Raw genomic sequence first — 19,217 nt, 5'->3', positions numbered from 1 at the left:
GAGAACACCATGAAACGTCTGCTGAGCACGCTGCTGATCCTCACCGCCCTAGGCCTGCAAAGTGGTTGCAGCCTGCGCGAACCCATGTCGGCCGAACAGGACTCGGAAACCCCGACCCTGACCCCAAGGGCCTCGACTTACTACGACCTGATCAACATGCCACGGCCCAAAGGCCGGCTGATGGCCGTGGTGTACGGCTTCCGCGACCAGACCGGGCAATACAAGCCGACCCCGGCCAGCTCGTTCTCCACCAGCGTCACCCAAGGCGCGGCCAGCATGCTGATGGACGCCCTGAGTGCCAGCGGCTGGTTCGTGGTGCTGGAGCGTGAAGGGCTGCAGAACCTGCTGACCGAGCGCAAGATCATCCGTGCTTCGCAGAAAAAGCCGGATGTGGCGGAAAACATCATGGGCGAGCTGCCACCGCTGCAGGCCGCCAACCTGATGCTCGAAGGCGGCATCATCGCCTACGACACCAACGTGCGCAGCGGCGGCGAAGGTGCCCGCTACCTGGGGATCGACATCTCCCGCGAATACCGGGTGGACCAGGTCACCGTCAACCTGCGCGCCGTGGACGTGCGCACCGGGCAGGTGCTGGCCAACGTGATGACCAGCAAGACCATCTACTCGGTAGGGCGCAGTGCCGGGGTATTCAAGTTCATCGAGTTCAAGAAACTGCTGGAAGCCGAGGTGGGGTATACCACCAATGAACCGGCGCAGCTGTGCGTGCTGTCGGCGATCGAAGCGGCGGTGGGGCACTTGCTGGCGCAGGGGATCGAGCGGCGGTTGTGGCAGGTCGCGGGGGATCCAGCTGATGGCAAGGCCACGGTGGACAAGTTCTTGAGCCAGAATCTGCAGCCTTGATGAGTGTTAAGGGCCTTTAGGCGGGCATGATGTTAGCCTTAGGCTGCGCAAGGCACTTGGTCACTGAAGTTTAAGGTAGAGTTTGCTGTTCGCCAGGAAGATCTGCAACTGGCTCAGTAGCGGTAATGGATGCGGTGGCCGGGGCGATATACGATGTTTGCGTTCGGCTACGTTAACGCTTTGTCAGTGAAGGGCTAGGTTGTTGTCGGAGTATACGCAGTTTCCTGCCCAGGATACCGTGCATTCTGCGTAGGTCATTGTAGGGGAGTCCGGCGTCCGTCATAATGGATTCTATTTTTAGGTTGAGTGTTCGAGCCGTTACCCAGGCATCAAGTCCTGTGATTGTAACCCTTGATACTGCTTGTTTTTGATAGGCTACTAAGGCGTCTACCTCAGGAGGTGTAATACTGGTCGGCAGTGTGATATTTATGTCAGGGTGTGTTTCGGATCTTGGGGTGATGGCTCTCAATGTGGATTGAATTTCGTCAGGTGTTAAATTTTTAACGGTGTCGACTCCGCTGCCTGCTTGGTCGACTTTGCTGGTGCTTGAGGGCTTTCGTCTGATAAGGTCCTCGACAAAATCAAATTCCAAATCGTATGCGGGGTTTGTCTTTTTTATGGTTTTGCTTGCCGGGTTTGGCTTGTATAGAGAAGTGGGGGGTTTCTTTGTGCTTAGGTTAGATATCGGGGTACGCCCCGATTGATCTGAGTAATTTGTCGGATCATTTTTACAATAAGCGTAAGCGTTGATCCCGCCTTTAGCGAATGGACTCAGATCGTCAGGGGAACAGAAGCGCATGAGGGCAGTATTATAGGCACGGCGCCCACTGCCCATCAGGTATAAATGTGCAGATACTGATCGGGGTTGGCCGGTAAAACCCGTTAATTTGAGCGTGGGCTCTGGCGGTTGCTCGTAGCCGTATGAGGTGTAAGCCTGCGGTAAGGAGGTGCTTTCCGTACTGCGTGTTATGGGTGATCTGGCCATGTCAGAGCCTACAAGCGTGGTCGCTGTCTGATTGGCTTCACACAATAATTCGGCCAGTACTACGGAGCTGTCACGGAAGAACGTAGCGCTGGCAGCGCTTGTCAGCACCGAGTGTAAGTGCGTATGCATGTAGAAGTGCGGGAGGTGACGTTGACTGCTCATCGAGATTTACCAAGGTTTTTTTGGAGTATGTTCGAGAAATTCATTTTCAGCGACTGATAAATTTGACAGTTGACTTCCGATGAATTGGTGGTAGTGCAGCGGCCTGAAGTGCCAGGCTTCGGCCATCGTCTATTGAATTCGAGAAGAAGCAAATACTCGCCGAGTTTCCGATGAACGAAATCCCCTTCTTGAGCCAGAATCAGCAGCAAGTGATCAGGTTCTAAGGTGTCTTCGCGGGCAAGCCAGTTCCTATGAACTGACGCTGCCTCGGACTTGGCGCGGGTTTGTTAGCGAAGATGCCGTGCAGGCGATTTATCTTCGACCTGATATTTTTGATAGTTGCGCCTGTGTTGAAGTAGGCCCATTGTTCAGTAAAGGTTGGTTGGTTGGTTGGTTGGGAATGGGATAGGTAATGTTTAAATTTTTTTACAAGGGGCAGCGATTAGCTGCCAAGGTGCGTGCTGATAAGACTTGTAGTGTGTTTGCTGATGTTAATTTGGTATTGGGAGAGATTTGCGAAGAAACGCATTTGCTTCTGGCTGCAGATCGACAAAATCCCATACATCAGGCCCGAAACACTCGATGCTATAGTCCTTATGGGTTTGATCAGGCTGCCTCCAGAGAATCACTCCTTGGTTATAATGGTGAGCATCGAGATGTGGCATCTGAATGCGATCTACTTGGTAGTGGGTGCGTGCCTACAGTTCGATGTTGATGCGTTTTTTTTCACCTGACGTGATAAGTCCATTTGGCGCGGATGGAATCAATGCGTACGCATATTGTGAGGGAGATCCGATTAATTACCTCGACACTGACGGGCGAATGAAAGTGCCAGTCATACCTTCCCCTTGGACATCTCGGCAACCTTACGGTGTAAGCTGGCGGTCGCATGCTATTCAACGTGCGCCAAAGCCAACGCCAACGGCGCTGTCCGCTATGTCGGCGTCTGTTGACGCGATGCCGGTTCATGGCAGTCATCCACTTTACTTGGGGGCTTATGGAAAGGAGACGTCAGGGTTGGCGGTGCCCAAGACGTTTTGGACGAGCAAAAGTCACGAAATACCGCGCGCGGGGGCATTTGCGAAAAACATGGTTGAACAGGCGCGGAGACAAGGGGTGAAGAGTGAAAGTCAAATCCCGGATGACCTGCTGATAAGTGCGATTGAGCACAAGGTTGTAAATGGTGGCGGTAGCTTTAAAAAATGGAGCGGGCGCGATGCGCTGAGGCAGTTGAAATATGTTGATGATAACAGCGCGCAGGTTAGCCTCAGGCGACTCATTAGTACCGTGGTGCGCTCCACTCATCCAGAATTCTATGACCCCCGATTAGTTAAGCGACCGAATACGAGCTCAGTATTTACGTCGTAGGCTAAGTTTGGTTGATGGAATGACGATCGCTTCCAACAGTGGGAGAGCCTGGTTTGATCGGGATTGCACGGGTATCAAGCTTGGCGCAAGCTCTGTTGGAGCGGGTTTACCCGCGAAGCGGCCGGTGCAGGCAACACAATCATTTGATTGACGCCGATACCCAGGGGCCTCCACTCAAACCGCGCGCCATGCCCCAGCCACGATGCGTTCACCAACCAGATGACGCCCAGCCATTTCTCCCGCACACTGCGGAAAATTCCCAAGCCCGTACCCCGTCACATTGCGGGGCACAGCCGGAGTAGAAAATGGCGCGACAACTTATAACAAACGCCCACGACCCGCTGCACGAATCCCGCGAGGCCCGCCTGAAGCTGGCCAGCGAAGGCGAACTACCGCTGGGCATGCTGCGCGACGAGATCGACGCCTCCTGGCGCCGCAGCCTGGGCCACGGCCTGGACTGTCTGCAGGGCGAACAGGTCGGCCTGGGCCTGGAGCAGGGCCATGACCTGCGCCTGCTGCTGGAGCGCAACCGCCTGCTGATCGATGCCGTTACCCCCGAACTCGACTACCTGGTCGCGCGCCAGGGCAAGGCTGGCATCGTCATCCTCGGCGATGCCCAGGCCAACGTGCTGGCCATCGAAGGCCAGAAGCACGTGCTGCAACGCGAAGGCCTGCGCGATCTGCACCCGGGCAGTTGCTGGAGCGAATCGCTGCGCGGCACCAATGCCATCGGCACGGCCGTGGTCGAAGGCCGGCCGACGCTGATCAACTGCGGCGAACATTACCTTGACCGCCTGAGCCCGTTCTCCTGTACCTCCGTCCCGCTGCGCGACCCGCGCGGCGAGGTGATCGGTGTGCTCGACATCACCCGCGAAGGGGTGATGGCGCAACCGCAGGACAGCCTGTCGACCCTTATGCTGGCGGCCGGCAACATTGAAAGCCGCCTGTTTGGCCAGTGCCACCCGGACCAGTTGGTGCTGGCCTTCCACAGCCGCCCGCAATACCTCAACAGTGCCTGGCACGGCCTGTTGGCCCTGAGCCTGGACGGCGAAGTGCTGGCTGCCAACGACAGTGCCTGCCAGCTGTTGCAGGTGCCGCGTCACGAACTGATTGGGCGGCGCAGCACCGACCTGCTGGGCGAACGTTCCCCGGCCTTTATCGCTCGCCTGTGGCAGGGCGGGGTCAGCAGCGTGCAGACCGCCAAGGGCGAGTTCTATTTCCGTGCCCTACAGCTGCCGCGCCATGGCCGGGTAACCCCCAGCACACCATCCAGCAAGCCGGCCTTGAGCAAACAGGCGCCTGCACTCGATGCTCTGGCCGGTGGTGATCAACGCCTGGCGCGCAACCTGCGCATGGCTCGCCAGGGGCTGGGCAATGGTTTGCCAGTGCTGCTGCTGGGCGAAACCGGTACCGGCAAGGAAGTGGTCGCTCGCGCCTTGCACCAGGCCAGCCGGCGTGCCGACAAACCGTTCGTGGCAGTCAACTGCGCAGCTATTCCCGAGGGGCTGATCGAGTCCGAGCTGTTCGGCTACCGTGAGGGCGCCTTCACCGGTTCGCGTCGTGGTGGCATGGTCGGGCGGCTGATGCAGGCCCATGGTGGCACGCTGTTCCTCGACGAAATCGGCGACATGCCGCTGGCCCTGCAAGCACGCCTGTTGCGGGTACTGCAGGAGCGCCGGGTAGCACCATTGGGGGCGGGTGACGAGCAGGACATCGACGTGGCGCTGATCTGCGCCACCCACCGCGACCTCAAGCGCCTGGTGCAGGAGCAGCACTTCCGTGAAGACCTGTTCTACCGGGTCAACGGCGTGTCGCTGCGCCTGCCGGCCCTGCGCGAACGTGAGGACCTGGCGGCGATCATCCAGGGCCTGCTGGACAAGGCCGATGCGCGTGGCGTAACCCTCGACCCGGCGTTGACCGCGTTGCTCGAAGGTTTCGACTGGCCTGGCAACATCCGTCAGCTGGAAATGGTGGTGCGCACCGCGCTGGCCATGCGCGAGGATGGCGAGCAGGTGCTGACCCTCGATCACCTCACCGACTGCCTGCTGGACGAACTGGCCAGCAGCGCAGCGCCCTCCGGCAGCCTCAAGGACAATGAACTGGAACAGATTCGCGGTGCTCTGGCGCGCCACCAGGGCAACGTCTCGGCCGCCGCCGCGGCACTGGGTATCAGCCGGGCGACGCTGTACCGCAAGCTCAAGCAGTTGCGCGGCTGACGTGGGCGGCCTGTTCGCAAGGCTGGTGGATTCCAGCGACCCTGTACTCATGCGCCAGGCGTTGGCCTGGCTGTATGGTTTCGTGCGCCCCCATCGGCGCGCCATAGGCCTTTTGCTCAGCTTGTCGCTGGGTGCATCGCTGCTGGCGCTGGCGCAACCCTGGCTGGTCAAGACCCTGATCGATGAGGGGCTGCTGGCCAAGGATTACCAGACGCTTTGGCACATGGCGGCAATCATGATCGGCGCGGGCCTGCTGGGCACAGTGCTGGCCGGCGTCAACCGCTACCTGCACACGCGCCTGTCGGGGCGCATCCTGTTCGCCTTGCGCGACGACCTTTACCGCCATCTGCAGCAGTTGTCGCCGACCTTTTACGGGCGGCGGCGAATCGGCGACATTCTTTCGCGGCTGGATGGCGATGTGGCAGAGATCCAGCGCTTTGCCGTGGACTCGCTGTTCTCGGCGGTGTCGGCGGTGATCGGCCTGGTGGGCGCGGTGGCGTTGATGCTGATGCTGTCGTGGCAGTTGTCCCTGTTGCTGGTGCTGCTGGTGCCGATCGAGGTGCTGTGGCTGCGCTGGATGCGGCGTAAGGTGGAGCGCGAAGTGCGCAACTTGCGTGAGCGCTCGGCGGATGTGTCGTCTTTCCTGGTCGAGACCCTGCCGGCGATGAAGTTCATTCAGGCGGCCGGCCAGCAAGGCCGGGAAGCAGGGCGCCTGGACCAGCTTGGGGAAGGTTACATGCGCCAGTTGCTGAAGGTGCAGGTGACCGAATTCTTCACCCAGGCCATCCCAGGCACATTGACCTCGTGGTGCCGCGCCTGTGCGTTTCTGGTCGGTGGCTGGTGGGTGATCCAGGGCACCTGGCAACTGGGCGCGTTGATCGCTTTTTCTACTTACATGGGCATGGCGGTTGGGCCGGTGCAGAGCCTGCTGGGCTTGTACGTGGCGGTGCAGCGCATGGCTGTCAGCCTGGGAAGGGTGATGGAATTGAAGCAGGAAGCGGTAGCGGTACATCAGACCGCCAACCCGCAGCCCATCCCCGATGGCCCCGGCGAGTTGCGCCTGGAGACGCTGAGCTTTGCCCATGAGGGGCGCCAGGGAGCGGTACTGAACAACGTGCAGGTGAGCATCCCGGGTGGCCTGAAAGTCGCCATCAGCGGTGCCTCCGGGGTGGGCAAGTCAACCCTGATCGACCTGTTGCAGCGCTTCTACGACCCGGACGCCGGGCGCATCCTGCTGGACGGCGTCGACCTGCGCGACCTTGACCTGGCTGCGCTGCGCAGGCGAATCGCCGTGGTCAGCCAGGACATCGTGCTGTTTCGTGGCACCCTGGCGCAGAACCTGGCTTATGGCGTGCCCGAGGCCAGCCGTGATGAACTGGAACGGGTGGTGCGCCTGGCGCGGCTGGACAGCCTGGTCGACAGCCTGCCGCTGGGCCTGGATGGCTTGCTGGGCGAGCGTGGCCAGCAGTTGTCCGGGGGGCAGAAACAACGCATCGCCATTGCTCGTGCAGTGTTGCAGGCCCCGGCGATTCTGGTGCTGGACGAGGCCACTTCGGCGGTGGATGAGGCCACCGAACGTGAAGTGATCGCGGCCATCGACCAACTGTTCGCCGGCCGCACGCGCATCCTGATCAGCCACCGGGCTTCGACCCTGGCCGATGCCGACCTGCATCTGCAACTGCATGACGGCCAGTTGCAGGTACTGGCGCAGGAGGTGGTCAAACATGGGCACTGACGTGCGCGTTGGTATCATCGACAGCGGCTGTTCGCCGCAGCAGGCCAACGGCTTGCTGGACGGCCGCCGTTTCTGGCTGGAAGACGGCCAGTTGCGCGAAGGTGAAATGCTCCCCGACCAACTTGGGCACGGCAGTGCGGTGTTCGCCAGCTTGCAACACCAGGCTGGTCCTGTGTCGGTGCTGGTGGCCCAGGTGTTCAGTGTCCAGGCCAGCACCAGTGCGTTGCAGGTGGCTGCCGCATTGCTGTGGCTGGTGGAGTCGGGGGCCACGCTGGTCAACCTCAGCCTGGGCTTGCAGCAGGACCGGCCCGTGCTGCACCAGGCCTGTGCCGAGGCTTTGGCCGCAGGTGTGCTGTTGTGTGCATCCAGCCCGGCGCAGGGGGGGCCGGTTTACCCGGCCAGCTACCCAGGCGTCATTCGGGTCACCGGCGATGCCCGCTGTGCACCGGGCCAGTGGTCGTGGCTGGGTACGCGACAAGCGGATTTTGGCGCTTACGTGGGCGCGGGTGAGCGGGCGGGTGCGAGCCTGGGTTGCGCGGCGTTGAGCGGGAAGATTGCCGCCTTGCTGCGTGATGCCCAGGGAATGGACCGCCAGCAGGTGCATGACTGGTTGCGTGAGCATGCGGCCTTCAACGGGCCCGAGCGACGGGGGCCCAGCCATGGTTGAGCCGCGCATTGTGGTGCTGGGCGCCGGCCCTGCGGGTGCCGCCACGGCCATTGGCTTGCGGCGGCTGGGTTACACCGTGACGGTGATATCGGAGTGGCGCCGTTTCGCGGCAGTTGAAGGCGTTTCGCAGCGGGTGCTGGAGGGCTTGCGTCACGCAGGCCTGGGCGGGGCCTTGAGCCAGGCGGCCATGCCGGCCACCCGCCAGGTGCACTGGAACGGCCAGCACCTGCACATGAACCAGGAGTTTTTGCTCGACCGGCAACGTTTTGACCAGGCGCTGCGCGAAGACCTTCAGCGCGCAGGCGTGAGTGTGGTCGAGGGGCGGGTGCGTGAGGTCGTGCAGAGGGGCGGTCATCATGTGCGTCTGGACGATGGGCAGGTGCTGACCGCTGATTTCCTGGTCGAGGCCCGAGGCCGTCAGGCGCCCCTGGCCGCAGACCGCCTGCGTGGGCCTGAAACGGTCAGCCTGCTCAATGTCTGGCAGGGTAGCCCCGGTGCGCCTGCGTCGGCGGTGGAGAGCCTGGAGGATGGCTGGGCGTGGATGGCACGGCTGGAAGATGGACGTTGTTACTGGCAAGTCACCCAGGACGCTGCCGGGCTGCCGGGAAAGGCTGGGTTGGCAGCGTACTGCGTGACGTTGCGGGGCCGTAGCGCGCTGGTCGCTGAACTGTTCGACGATCAGGCATTGATACCAGCACCGGTGCATGCACGCAGCAGTACCGCCATTCTGGCGGGTGAGTGTGTCGGGCAGGACTGGATCCGGGTGGGCGATGCGGCGATGGCCGTTGACCCGCTGTCGGGCAACGGGATTTTTCAGTCGCTATCTTCGGCATTGCAGGCGCCGGTGGTGATCAATACGTTGCTGCGCAGGCCTGAGCGGGCCGAGTTGGCGCGGCAGTTTCACCAGCAGCGGGTCGAGCAGCTGTTCTTGCGTTTTGCCCGTATTGGCCGGGATTTCTATGCCCAGGAACAAAACCGGGTGGGGCAACCGTTCTGGTCACGCCGCCAAGGCTGGCCGGATGCGCAACCCCTGCATCAGGCGGCTGATTGGCAAGCGGTGCGGGTTGAGCGGCGGCCTGTACTGCGTGATGGGCTGGTGGATGCGGCCGAGGTGGTGGTGACAGCGGACCAGCCGTTGGGGGTGTGGCATTTGCAGGGGGTGGAACTGGCGCCTGTGGTGCGAAAAATACGCAGTGGCCGGCCTGTTGAGGCGGTGTTGTCGGGGCTTGCGGGTGAACAGCAGAGGATGGTGCGGCGGTGGCTGGGGGAGCAGGGGTTGGTTTGAGATTGCCGGGGCTGCTTTGCAGCCCATCGCAGGCAAGCCAGCTCCCACAGGTACAGTGCAATTCTGCATCTTGCGCATACCTGTAGGAGCTGGCTTGCCTGCGATGGGCCGCAAAGCGGCCCTGTGATTTCCAATCAGAAGAAGGTCCCGACAATCAACTGCAGGTATGTCCCGGTATCCCGCCCACCCAGCTGCGTACCGCCATTGGCCGCACTGCGCTCCGGCTTGTAGAACCCCACCACCGGGCTGATCAGCAGGTGGTCGTTGACCATCCATTCCACATACAGGTCCAGCTCGCGCCCGCCAAGGTTGCCCTGGTCGGTGTCCAGTGTGTCGAAGTCGAAGTACAGTGCGCCGACGGTCAGGTTGTCCCGTGGCTTGCCCTTCAGCGCTACATGGTGCACCTGGCTGTTCTTGTTGAAGGGCCCGGCATAGTTGGCTGCCACTTCACCCTGGAACCATGTGCCGTAGCCCCGGCTCAGGCCATAGAACAGCGGGTCGAAGCCTTCGGAGAAGCGGCTGTAGCGGTAGGTGGCGGTGGGTGACCAGGGCAGTTGGGAGAAGGTCCAGTTGCCCTCCAGGTACCAGGCATTCTCGCGCCCGCCGGTCTTGTCCTGAGTCACGTACTCGGCGGCCAGCTCCAGGTCTTTGACGCCCAGGTTGCCGCGCCCGCGCAGGCTGGCGGTGTCCATGCCGTCGCGGTGTTCCAGGCCCATGATCTGTGCGTAGCGCGGGTCCACGTCGAGGCCGCGGATCCAGCTCAGGCCGACGGTGCCGGTATCGGCGACGTGCTCCAGGTTGGCGACCGCCAGGGAAGTGTCGGCCTGGTAGTGGTTGTCGGACTTCAACCACATCAGGTCGCCGCGCCAGCCCTGGTTGCCGCCCAGGCGCAGCACGGCGGTGCGGTCGAAGGCCTTGCGCGCGGCCAGGTAGTAGGCACCGCCGCGGTCGAAGTTGGCCCCCAGGTCGACCTTGCCCAGATTGACCGGGTCACCCTGGATGAGGAACCCATCACCCAGGGTGACGATCTGGCGGCCACCGGAAATGTCTACGCCATCTTCGCCCAGCGCCGGAAACAGGTTGGCCGAACGCCAGCCCAAATACAGGTCTTCGATGGCGGTGCGGCGTTCGTCACCCAGGGTCAGGCCGGCGGCGTCGCCATCGCCCCAGGTGGCGGAACTGAGCAGGCTGAAGGCGCCGTAGAGGGTGCCGCTATCGGCCAGGGTCTGGCTGCCGCTGAGGCCGTATTTTACGTAGCCTTCCTGCCAGGCGGTGCTGCCGGGCTGGCGGTTGCCGGCCTGGTTGAAGCTTTCATCGTTATGGAAGACGCCGAACAGGGCTTCGAGGTTGGCGTTGAGGGTGGTGCCATCGTGGTTGTACAGCTCGTAGGCTTGGCTGGCGGGGGCGGTTAACAGCAGGGCCAATGTGCAGGCGAGTGTGTGCCTCATGGGTTTGCTCCATGGTTTTTATTGTTGTTTTTTTTGTTGCCTGTGCCGGCCTCTTCGCGGGTGAACCCGCTCCTACAGGGCATGTGATACCTGGTGTAGGAGCGGGTTTACCCGCGAAGAGGCCGGTACAGGAAAAAGGATCAGAGCTTGATCAACACCGATTTCAGCTCCGTGTAATGCTCGATGGCCGCTGAACCCATCTCACGACCGACGCCAGACATCTTGTAGCCACCAAACGGCAGCGCCGGGTCCAGCGCGCTGTGGCAGTTGACCCACACCGAGCCGGACTTGATGCGCGGGATCATGCGGTGCACGGCGGCCAGGTCGTTGGACCAGATGCTTGCACCCAGGCCATAGGGGTTGTCGTTGGCCATGCCGATCACTTCGTCGATGTCATCGAATGGCATCGCCACCAGTACCGGCCCGAAGATTTCTTCCTGTACCAGTCGGTGACGCTGGTCCACATCGACAATCACCGTCGGTTTGACGAAGTAACCAGGCCCGAAACCTTCTCCCCCGCAGGCGATGGTGGCGCCCAGTTCGCGGCCAAGCTCGATGTAGCCGGTGACGCGGTCCTGCTGCTTGGCTGAAATCAGCGGGCCCATCTGCACCGCCGGGTCCAGCCCGTTGCCCAGCTTCATGGCATTGGCAATCCCGGCAATGTCGGCCACCACATTGTCGAAGTGCTTGCGGTGCACATACAGCCGCGAACCTGCGCAGCACACCTGGCCCTGGTTGAAGAAGATCGCCGTGGCCGCACCGGCTGCGGCTTCCTGCAGGTTGGCGTCGGGCATGACGATGGTCGGCGACTTGCCGCCCAGTTCCAGGGTGACGCGGGTCATGTTGTCCATGGCCGCCTTGCCGATCAGCTTGCCGACCTCGGTGGAGCCGGTGAAGGTCAGTTTGTCTACGCCGGGATGGCGGCTGAGCGCGGCGCCGGCGTTCAGGCCAGTACCGGTAACCACGTTGAACACGCCGGCCGGGTAGCCGGCCTCGTCGACCAGCTCGGCCAGCTTGAGCACGCTCAGTGGGGTTTCATCGGCAGGCTTGAGCACCACGGTGCAGCCGGTGGCGAGGGCCGGGCCGAGCTTCCAGCAGGCCAGCAGCAGTGGGAAGTTCCAGGCAACGATGGCGCCAACCACGCCCACTGCCTCGCGACGCACAAAGCCGTGGAACTGGTCGTTGGGCATCAGCGGCATGGACGCTTCGACGGTGCTACCCTCGATCTTTGTGGCCCAGCCTGCCATATAGCGCAGGAAGTCGATGGCCAGTTGCACGTCCATCACCTGGGCCACGGCGGCGCTCTTGCCATTGTTCAGGCATTCCAGTTCGGCCAGCTGACGCGCATCGCGTTCCATCAGGTCGGCCAGGCGCCACAGCAGGTTCTGCCGCTCGCGCGGGCGCATGCGGCTCCAGGGCGAGTCGTCGAAGGCCTGGCGCGCAGCGCGCACGGCGCGGTCGACATCTTCGGCCTCGGCGGCCGGCACTTCACCCAGCACCTCGCCGGTGGCCGGGTTGCGGAACGACAGGGTGCGACCGCTGGCGGCGTGCTGCCACTCGGCACCGATGCGCATCTTCAGCTTGCGTTCGAGAAAGGCGCGGGTGGCGGGCAGGATGGGCAGTTCGGAAAGCATGGGGCTGTGCCTCTTGTCATTGGATGTGACGGGCACTGGCGCAATGGCCGTGCCAACCTGGGCAGATGGCCGCAAAGCGTTGTGGGTGTTGGGTTTTGCCTGAGCGCAAGGTTGCGATTGCCGGGTTGCGCTGTTGCACATTGAGACTGTGTGAGACGGTGGTGAAACAGTGGCTGTTCGGCCTCTTCGCGGGCCTGTCTCAACATGAAACACCCTGTCGCGAAATGGCACGCTGCAAATGGCCATCCCGGCTCCTGGCCAAGCCCCGAAAACCGCTTAACAGGTTGAAAAGGAACGTTTTTACCCTAACTGGCACAGTTCCTGTATCACAACCGTCACATGCACACCTGCTGTACCAAAGCGTGCGAAAACGATAAGAACAACAACCGTGGAGGTCTGACCTTGAAGACGACTCGACTCCGGCGGCATGCGGGCAAACTGGCGCTGGTCGCCGCCGCGCTGCTGAGCACCCAGGCCATGGCGGCCGAGCAGGGCCCGAGCCTGTTGCAGAACAAGTGCATGGGGTGCCATATCCCCGAGGGCAACGACACCTATAGCCGCATCAGCCACCAGCGCAAGACACCGGAAGGCTGGCTGATGAGCATCGCCCGCATGCAGGTGATGCATGGGCTTCAGATCAGCGACGACGACCGTCGCACGCTGGTCAAATACCTGGCCGACAAACAGGGCCTGGCGCCCAGCGAAACCGATGGCGTGCGTTACGCCATGGAGCGTCGGCTCAATACCGTCGAGCACTTCGACACCCAGCTCAGCGAGACCTGTGGCCGTTGCCACTCGGGTGCCCGTGTCGCCTTGCAACGGCGCCCGGCCAAGGAGTGGGAACACCTGGTCCACTTCCACCTTGGCCAATGGCCGTCCCTTGAATACCAGGCCCAGGCGCGTGACCGCGACTGGCTGCCGATCGCCCTGCAGCAAGTGGTGCCGGACCTTGCCAAGCGCTTCCCGATGGACAGCGCGGCCTGGGACGAATGGCAGAAGGCCAAACCCAAGGCGGACGTACTGCCGGGGCAGTGGGCATTCAGCGGTCATATGTTGGCCAAGGGCGATGTCCGTGGGGTGATGAGCGTCACGGCCGGAGAGGGCGATACCTTCAAGGTCGAGGTCAAGGGCGCTTACGCCGACGGGACACCGTTCAACGGCAGCGGCTCGGCCATCCTGTACAACGGTTATGAATGGCGGGGCAATGTGAAGGTTGGCGATGACAACCTGCGCCAGGTGTTCGCCGCGCTGGATGGCGAAATGAAAGGCCGTATGTTCGAAGCCGATCACGATGAGCGCGGCCTGGACTTCAGCGCTGTAAAAGAAGGCAAGGCGCAGTTGCTGGCGGTACAACCGGCGTTCATCAAAGCCGGAGGCGAAAGCGAAATCACCCTGGTTGGCAGCGGCCTGACTGGCAAGCCGGACCTGGGCGCCGGGGTGGAAGTGACCGAAGTGCTGGAGCAGACCCCGACCCTGGTAAGGGTCAAGGCCCGTGCCGCGGCCGATGCCAGCCCAGGGCTGCGCGAGGTGGCGGTAGGTGCGCTCAAGGGCGTGAACCTGGCGGTTTACGACAAGGTCGACGAAGTGAAGGTCGTGCCGGCGTTCTCCATCGCGCGCATTGGCGAGAACGGCGCCTCCGTGCCGAAAGTGCAGGGGCGGTTCGAGGCCGAAGCCTGGGGCAAGGATGCCAATGGCCAGCCGCTGCGTATTGGCTACCTGCCGGCCAGCTGGAAGGTCGAGCCGTTCAACGAGCGTGCTGTCGAGGATGAAGACGTCAAGTTCGCCGGGCAGATGCAGGCCGACGGTGTGTTCGTGCCAGGCGGTGCCGGGCCCAACCCTGAGCGCAAGATGATGACCAACAACGCCGGTAACCTGAAGGTCATCGCCACACTGGCCGACGGTGGCCAGACCGGCGAAGGGCACATGATCGTCACCGTACAGCGCTGGAATAACCCGCCGCTGCCGTAACGGCAGGCTGCAACGGTTTTCCAACGGATCGATTATCGGGAGGTCGCCATGGGCGTACTACTGAATCTGGTCGAACGCAACCTGCACGAAGTACAGGTTGATGCCGACCGCATGCTGTTCCATATCCCCAGCAGTTCGCTGTTCACCGCTGACGCGGTGACCGGCGGCATCATCGACACCTTGCGCCAGCAAGGCTGCTCGGCCGAGGAGCTGATGCAGCGCCTTGGCCAGCAGTTTGCCGGCGACGATATCCAGGACACCCTGCGCGAGCTGATCGCGCTGGAGCTGGTCAGCGACGGCTCGCCGCTGACCCCGGAAATCGCCCTCAGGCAAGTCGAGCGCACCGCGCTTAACACCGTGGTGCTCAACGTCAACACCGGTTGCAACCTCAGCTGCACCTACTGCTACAAGGAAGACTTGGACAAGCCTTCCGCCGGCAAGAAGATGAGTACCGCCACCGCCGAAGCCTCGGTGGAGATGCTGCTCAAGGAATCACCCAACGAGCAGCGCTACAGCGTGGTGTTCTTCGGTGGCGAACCGCTGTCCAATCGGCCGTTGATCGAGCACATGGTGGCTTACTGCGAGCGACGGTTCGCCGAAGCGGGCAAGCAGGTGGAATTCATCATGACCACCAACGCTACTTTGCTGACCGAAGAAATCATTGATTGGCTCAACGCTCACCGCTTTGGCCTGTCGATCAGCATCGATGGCCCCAAGACCGTGCATGACCGCAACCGTATCACCGTGGGCGGGCAGGGCACCTATGACGTGGTGCGGCGCAAGGCCGACCTGCTGCTGTCGCGCTACACCAGCCGGCCGGTGGGCGCGCGGGTCACGCTGACCCGTGGCATTACCGACGTTGAAACCATCTGGAACCACCTGTTCAACGAAATGGGTTTCGCCGAGGTCGGCTTTGCCCCGGTTACTTCTGGCGACATGGCTGACTTCAACCTCACTGGCGACGAGCTGGTGCAAGTCTTCGCCAACATGAAGGCACTCGGCCGGCGCTACCTGGATGCGGCACTGGAGCACCGCAACATCGGGTTCTCCAACCTGCATCAGTTGATCACCGACATCCACGAAGGCCACAAGAAGGCCCTGCCGTGTGGCGCCGGGTTGAAGATGCTGGCAGTGGATCATGAAGGTGAGTTGAACCTGTGCCACCGCTTCACCGGCTCCAGCCTGCCCACCTTCGGTAACGTGCACCAGGGCGTGAAGCAGGCGCAGCTCAACGACTTCCTGTCGCAGCGCCTGGACCGCAGCAACACCGGCTGTGAAAGCTGCCGTATTCGCAACCTGTGCTCCGGCGGCTGCTACCACGAAAGCTATGCGCGCTACGGCGACCCGCAGCACCCGACTTACCACTACTGCGAACTGATGCGCGACTGGGTGGACTTCGGCATCGAAGTCTACAGCCGCATCATGGCCGCCAACCCGGCCTTCATCGATCGCTATATCACCCCGCGGAAGGCGCACTGACATGAAGCACTTGAAGCCCCTGAACAACAAGGCGCGCATCCTGGAGCAGGCCGCCGCCGAAGACCGTGTCGAAGAAGTGATGGCAATGAGCGCAGTGGCCGGCTGCACTGCCACTACCGACCCGGGCTGGGAAGTGGACGCCTTTGGCGGCGTGAGCTCGCTGTGCCAGCCGATGGAGGCCGACCTGTATGGCTGCTCCGACCCTTGCTGGTGGCCGGCCCAGGTGCCGGACATGATGAGCACCTACCAGGACTGGAACGCCCAGGCGACCAACTCGGCAGAGGACTGGCGCAACCTCGGTACCGTGTTCCCTAAAGACAAATGACGGCACAACAAGAATGACAAGGGGAAACCGCATGAAAGCTGGACGCTGCGCGCCATTGGCGCTCACCATCGCCGCCATGGCTTGCGCCGGGCTGGCACAGGCCGACGACACTGGCCCGGCACTCAAGGCTGGCCACGAATACATGATCGTGACCAACTACCCGAACAACCTGCATGTGGTCGATGTGGCCAGTGACACGGTCTACAAGAGCTGCCGGATGCCGGACAAGTTTGGCCCTGGCACCGCAATGATGGCGCCGGACAATCGCACCGCCTACGTGCTCAATAACCATTACGGCGACATCTACGGCATCGACCTGGACACTTGCAAGAACACCTTCCACGCCAACCTGTCCAGCGTAGCCGGTGAGGTCGGCCGGTCGATCTATTCGTTCGCCATCAGCCCTGACGGCAAAGAGGTGTACGCCACGGTCAACCCGACCCAGAGGCTGAACGACCATTACGTGGTCAAACCACCGCGGCTGGAGGTGTTCAGCACCGCTGATGGCCTTCAGGCCAAGCCCGTACGTACCTTCCCGATGCCGCGCCAGGTGTACCTGATGCGCGCCTCCGACGATGGCAGCCTGTACGTTGCCGGGCCGGACATTTACAAGATGGACGTGAAGACCGGCAAGTACACGGTGGCCCTGCCGCTGCGCAGTTGGAACCGCAAAGGCTACAGCGCCCCGGACGTGCTGTACTTCTGGCCGCACCAGAGCCCGCGCCATGAGTTCACCATGCTGTACACCATTGCCAGGTTCAAGGATGACAAGCAGGACCCGGCCACCGCCGACCTGCTGTATGGCTACCTGAGCATCGACCTGAAGACCGGCAAGACCCACACCCAGGAGTTCGCCGACCTGACCGAGCTGTACTTCACCGGCCTGCGCTCGCCCAAGGACCCGAACCAGATCTACGGCGTGCTCAACCGCCTGGCCAAGTACGACATCAAACAGCGCAAGCTGATCAAGGCGGCTAATCTGGAGCACACCTACTACTGCGTGTCGTTCGACAAGAAGGGCGACAAGCTTTACCTGGGCGGCACCTTCAACGACCTGGCGGTGTTCAACCCGGATACGCTGGAAAAGGTAAAGAACATCAAGTTGCCGGGTGGTGACATGTCTACCACGACGCCGCAGGTGTTCGTTCGCTAAACCGGTGTGTGCTTCTTCGCGGGTAAACCTACAAAGGACGGCGCCACATTTGAGGCCGGTGGAGGTTCTTGTAGGAGCGGGTTTACCCGCGAAGAGGCCAGCACAGAAAACACAAGAACAACAAGAGAACGCCCATGCCCCAGCCAAGCTACACCCAGGGCAACCAGGACAAGCCCCTGCTTACCCAATGCATCGGTGACGCCTTCGACGCCACCGTGGCCCGCTTCCCCGACCGTGAGGCGCTGGTGGTTCACCATCAGGCCCTGCGCTACACGTGGCGGCAACTGGCCGACGCCGTCGACCAGCACGCCCGCGCGCTGATGGCCCTGGGCGTGCAGCCCGGTGACCGCCTTGGCATCTGGGCACCCAACTGCGCCGAGTGGTGCATCACCCAGTTCGCCAGCGCCAAGGTTGGCGCGATTCTGGTCAATATCAACCCGGCCTACCGCTCCAGCGAACTGGACTATGCCCTTGGCCAGTCCGGCTGCCGCTGGGTGATCTGTGCCGACGCATTCAAGACTTCCGATTACCACGCCATGCTGCAGGGCCTGCTCCCGGGCCTGGCCAGCAGCCAACCGGGTGCGCTGATCTGCGAGCGCTTCCCCGAACTGCGTGGCGTGGTCAGCCTGGCGCTGTCGCCACCGCCGGGGTTTCTGGCCTGGCACGCATTGCAGGCCCGTGCCGAGGTTGTCAGCGGCGAGGCCCTGGTCGCGCGCCAGGCACAATTGCGTTGCGACGACCCGATCAACATCCAGTACACCTCAGGCACCACCGGTTTCCCCAAGGGGGCCACCCTTAGCCACAGCAATATCCTCAACAACGGGTACATGGTCGGTGAAAGCCTGGGCCTTACCGAGCACGATCGGCTGGTGGTGCCGGTGCCGCTGTACCACTGCTTCGGCATGGTCATGGCCAACCTTGGCTGCATGACCCACGGCAGCGTACTGATTTACCCCAGCGATGCCTTCGATCCGCTGGCCACGCTGCGCGCAGTGGCGCAGGAGAAAGCCACTGTGCTGTATGGCGTGCCGACCATGTTCATTGCCCAGCTGGACCATCCGCAGCGTGGTGAATTCGACCTGTCGAGCCTGCGCACCGGGATCATGGCCGGCGCGACCTGCCCGATCGAGGTGATGCGCCGGGTGATTGGCGAGATGCACATGGCCGAAGTGCAGATTGCCTATGGCATGACCGAAACCAGCCCGGTGTCCTTGCAGACCGGTGCCGCTGACGACCTGGAGCGTCGCGTGACCAGCGTCGGTCGCACCCAGCCTCGACTGGAGAGCAAGGTGGTGGACGCCGAAGGCAACACTGTCCCACGTGGCGAGATCGGCGAACTGTGCACCCGCGGCTACAGCGTGATGCTGGGTTACTGGAACAACCCCAAGGCCACCGCCGAGAGCATCGACGCAGAGGGCTGGATGCACACCGGCGACCTGGCGGTGATGGACGAGCAGGGCTATGTGCGGATTGTCGGACGCAGCAAGGACATGATCATTCGCGGCGGCGAGAACATTTACCCGCGTGAGCTGGAGGAGTTCTTCTTCACCCACCCGGCGGTGGCCGATGTGCAGGTGATTGGCGTGCCGTGCAGCAAGTACGGTGAAGAGATCGTGGCCTGGGTGCGGCTGCACCCTGGGCATGCTGTCAGTGAGGTAGAGTTGCGTGAGTGGGCGAGGGCAAGGATTGCGCACTTCAAGGTGCCCCGGTATTTCCGTTTTGTCGACGCGTTCCCGATGACGGTGACGGGCAAGGTGCAGAAATTCCGGATGCGCGAGATCAGTGTCGAAGAGCTGTCTGCCAGATGACCTTTTACGCGCCCTGGGTAACAGCAACTGCCTTGCTCAAGATTTGAACCGCCTGCGCGCTCGCCCGTAGGAGCGGGTTCACCCGCGAAAGGGCCGGTCCTGCTGGCCAGTGAATTACCTGTG

At 62.2% G+C, this 19,217-nt stretch carries 14 protein-coding genes and 1 pseudogene; 12 read left to right on the top strand and 3 right to left on the bottom strand.

The genetic code is table 11. The annotated features are described in order from the left end of the window. Positions 1-9 precede the first annotated feature (9 nt). Positions 10-861, top strand: a complete 852-nt coding sequence (locus ACF8FG_RS18980) for a CsgG/HfaB family protein (protein WP_014590789.1) — start codon at positions 10-12, stop codon at positions 859-861. 172 nt (positions 862-1,033) lie between these two features. Here the strand turns inward: ACF8FG_RS18980 and ACF8FG_RS18975 are convergent, their stop codons facing one another. After that, on the bottom strand, positions 1,034-1,846 hold the full coding sequence (locus ACF8FG_RS18975; RefSeq protein WP_392519138.1) for an RHS repeat-associated core domain-containing protein: 813 nt from the start codon (positions 1,844-1,846) through the stop codon (positions 1,034-1,036). Between the two features lie 852 nt (positions 1,847-2,698). On the opposite strand from ACF8FG_RS18975, the pseudogene ACF8FG_RS18970 reads away from it, so the two are divergent. From ACF8FG_RS18970 to ACF8FG_RS18945, 6 genes and pseudogenes are all read left to right on the top strand, one after another. After that, positions 2,699-2,815, top strand: a pseudogene (locus ACF8FG_RS18970) (RHS repeat-associated core domain-containing protein); the annotation flags it as partial. Positions 2,816-3,031: 216 nt separating this feature from the next. Continuing rightward, positions 3,032-3,376 (top strand): hypothetical protein, encoded by a 345-nt coding sequence (locus ACF8FG_RS18965; RefSeq protein ID WP_230855421.1) that lies wholly within the window; start codon positions 3,032-3,034, stop codon positions 3,374-3,376. Positions 3,377-3,681: 305 nt separating this feature from the next. After that, positions 3,682-5,592: a sigma-54-dependent Fis family transcriptional regulator gene (locus tag ACF8FG_RS18960; RefSeq protein ID WP_014590790.1), complete on the top strand. Its 1,911-nt coding sequence runs from the start codon at positions 3,682-3,684 to the stop codon at positions 5,590-5,592. A 1-nt stretch (position 5,593) separates the two neighbouring features. After that, positions 5,594-7,327 carry an ABC transporter ATP-binding protein gene (locus ACF8FG_RS18955; protein WP_014590791.1) on the top strand — a complete coding sequence of 578 codons (1,734 nt, stop codon included), beginning with the start codon at positions 5,594-5,596 and terminating at the stop codon, positions 7,325-7,327. Continuing rightward, positions 7,317-7,994 carry a S8 family serine peptidase gene (locus ACF8FG_RS18950; RefSeq protein WP_014590792.1) on the top strand — a complete coding sequence of 226 codons (678 nt, stop codon included), beginning with the start codon at positions 7,317-7,319 and terminating at the stop codon, positions 7,992-7,994. Before ACF8FG_RS18955 ends, ACF8FG_RS18950 begins: the two co-directional genes overlap by 11 nt. Beyond that, entirely contained in the window at positions 7,987-9,279 is a 1,293-nt protein-coding gene (locus ACF8FG_RS18945; RefSeq protein WP_119713554.1) for an NAD(P)/FAD-dependent oxidoreductase, read from the top strand. Before ACF8FG_RS18950 ends, ACF8FG_RS18945 begins: the two co-directional genes overlap by 8 nt. A 134-nt stretch (positions 9,280-9,413) precedes the next feature. Here the strand turns inward: ACF8FG_RS18945 and ACF8FG_RS18940 are convergent, their stop codons facing one another. Next, positions 9,414-10,727 carry a hypothetical protein gene (locus ACF8FG_RS18940; protein WP_014590794.1) on the bottom strand — a complete coding sequence of 438 codons (1,314 nt, stop codon included), beginning with the start codon at positions 10,725-10,727 and terminating at the stop codon, positions 9,414-9,416. Positions 10,728-10,867: 140 nt separating this feature from the next. Continuing rightward, entirely contained in the window at positions 10,868-12,361 is a 1,494-nt protein-coding gene (locus ACF8FG_RS18935) for an aldehyde dehydrogenase family protein (protein ID WP_392519130.1), read from the bottom strand. A 402-nt stretch (positions 12,362-12,763) separates the two neighbouring features. Between ACF8FG_RS18935 and peaA the strand changes: the two genes are divergently transcribed. The 5 genes from peaA (at position 12,764) to ACF8FG_RS18910 (ending at position 19,094) form a co-directional block, all read left to right on the top strand. Continuing rightward, positions 12,764-14,329 (top strand): quinohemoprotein amine dehydrogenase subunit alpha, encoded by a 1,566-nt coding sequence (peaA, locus tag ACF8FG_RS18930; RefSeq protein ID WP_026031870.1) that lies wholly within the window; start codon positions 12,764-12,766, stop codon positions 14,327-14,329. A 48-nt stretch (positions 14,330-14,377) separates the two neighbouring features. Further along, positions 14,378-15,808 (top strand): quinohemoprotein amine dehydrogenase maturation protein, encoded by a 1,431-nt coding sequence (gene peaB / locus ACF8FG_RS18925; protein WP_392519129.1) that lies wholly within the window; start codon positions 14,378-14,380, stop codon positions 15,806-15,808. A gap of 1 nt (position 15,809) precedes the next feature. Continuing rightward, on the top strand, positions 15,810-16,133 hold the full coding sequence (qhpC, locus tag ACF8FG_RS18920; protein ID WP_014590799.1) for a quinohemoprotein amine dehydrogenase subunit gamma: 324 nt from the start codon (positions 15,810-15,812) through the stop codon (positions 16,131-16,133). Between the two features lie 31 nt (positions 16,134-16,164). Continuing rightward, positions 16,165-17,286: a quinohemoprotein amine dehydrogenase subunit beta gene (peaD, locus tag ACF8FG_RS18915; protein ID WP_318082104.1), complete on the top strand. Its 1,122-nt coding sequence runs from the start codon at positions 16,165-16,167 to the stop codon at positions 17,284-17,286. A 134-nt stretch (positions 17,287-17,420) separates the two neighbouring features. Then, positions 17,421-19,094, top strand: coding sequence for a fatty acid CoA ligase family protein (locus ACF8FG_RS18910; RefSeq protein WP_392519127.1), 1,674 nt, complete (start codon positions 17,421-17,423; stop codon positions 19,092-19,094). The last annotated feature ends 123 nt before the right edge of the window (positions 19,095-19,217 follow it).

Origin of the sequence: Pseudomonas sp. YQ_6 (genome assembly GCF_043103245.1) — a bacterium.
In the GTDB taxonomy this organism is placed as follows: Bacteria; Pseudomonadota; Gammaproteobacteria; order Pseudomonadales; family Pseudomonadaceae; genus Aquipseudomonas; species Aquipseudomonas alloputida.
The sequence above is the reverse complement of the archived record's forward strand: the minus strand, read 5'-3'. Positions and strand labels throughout refer to the sequence as shown.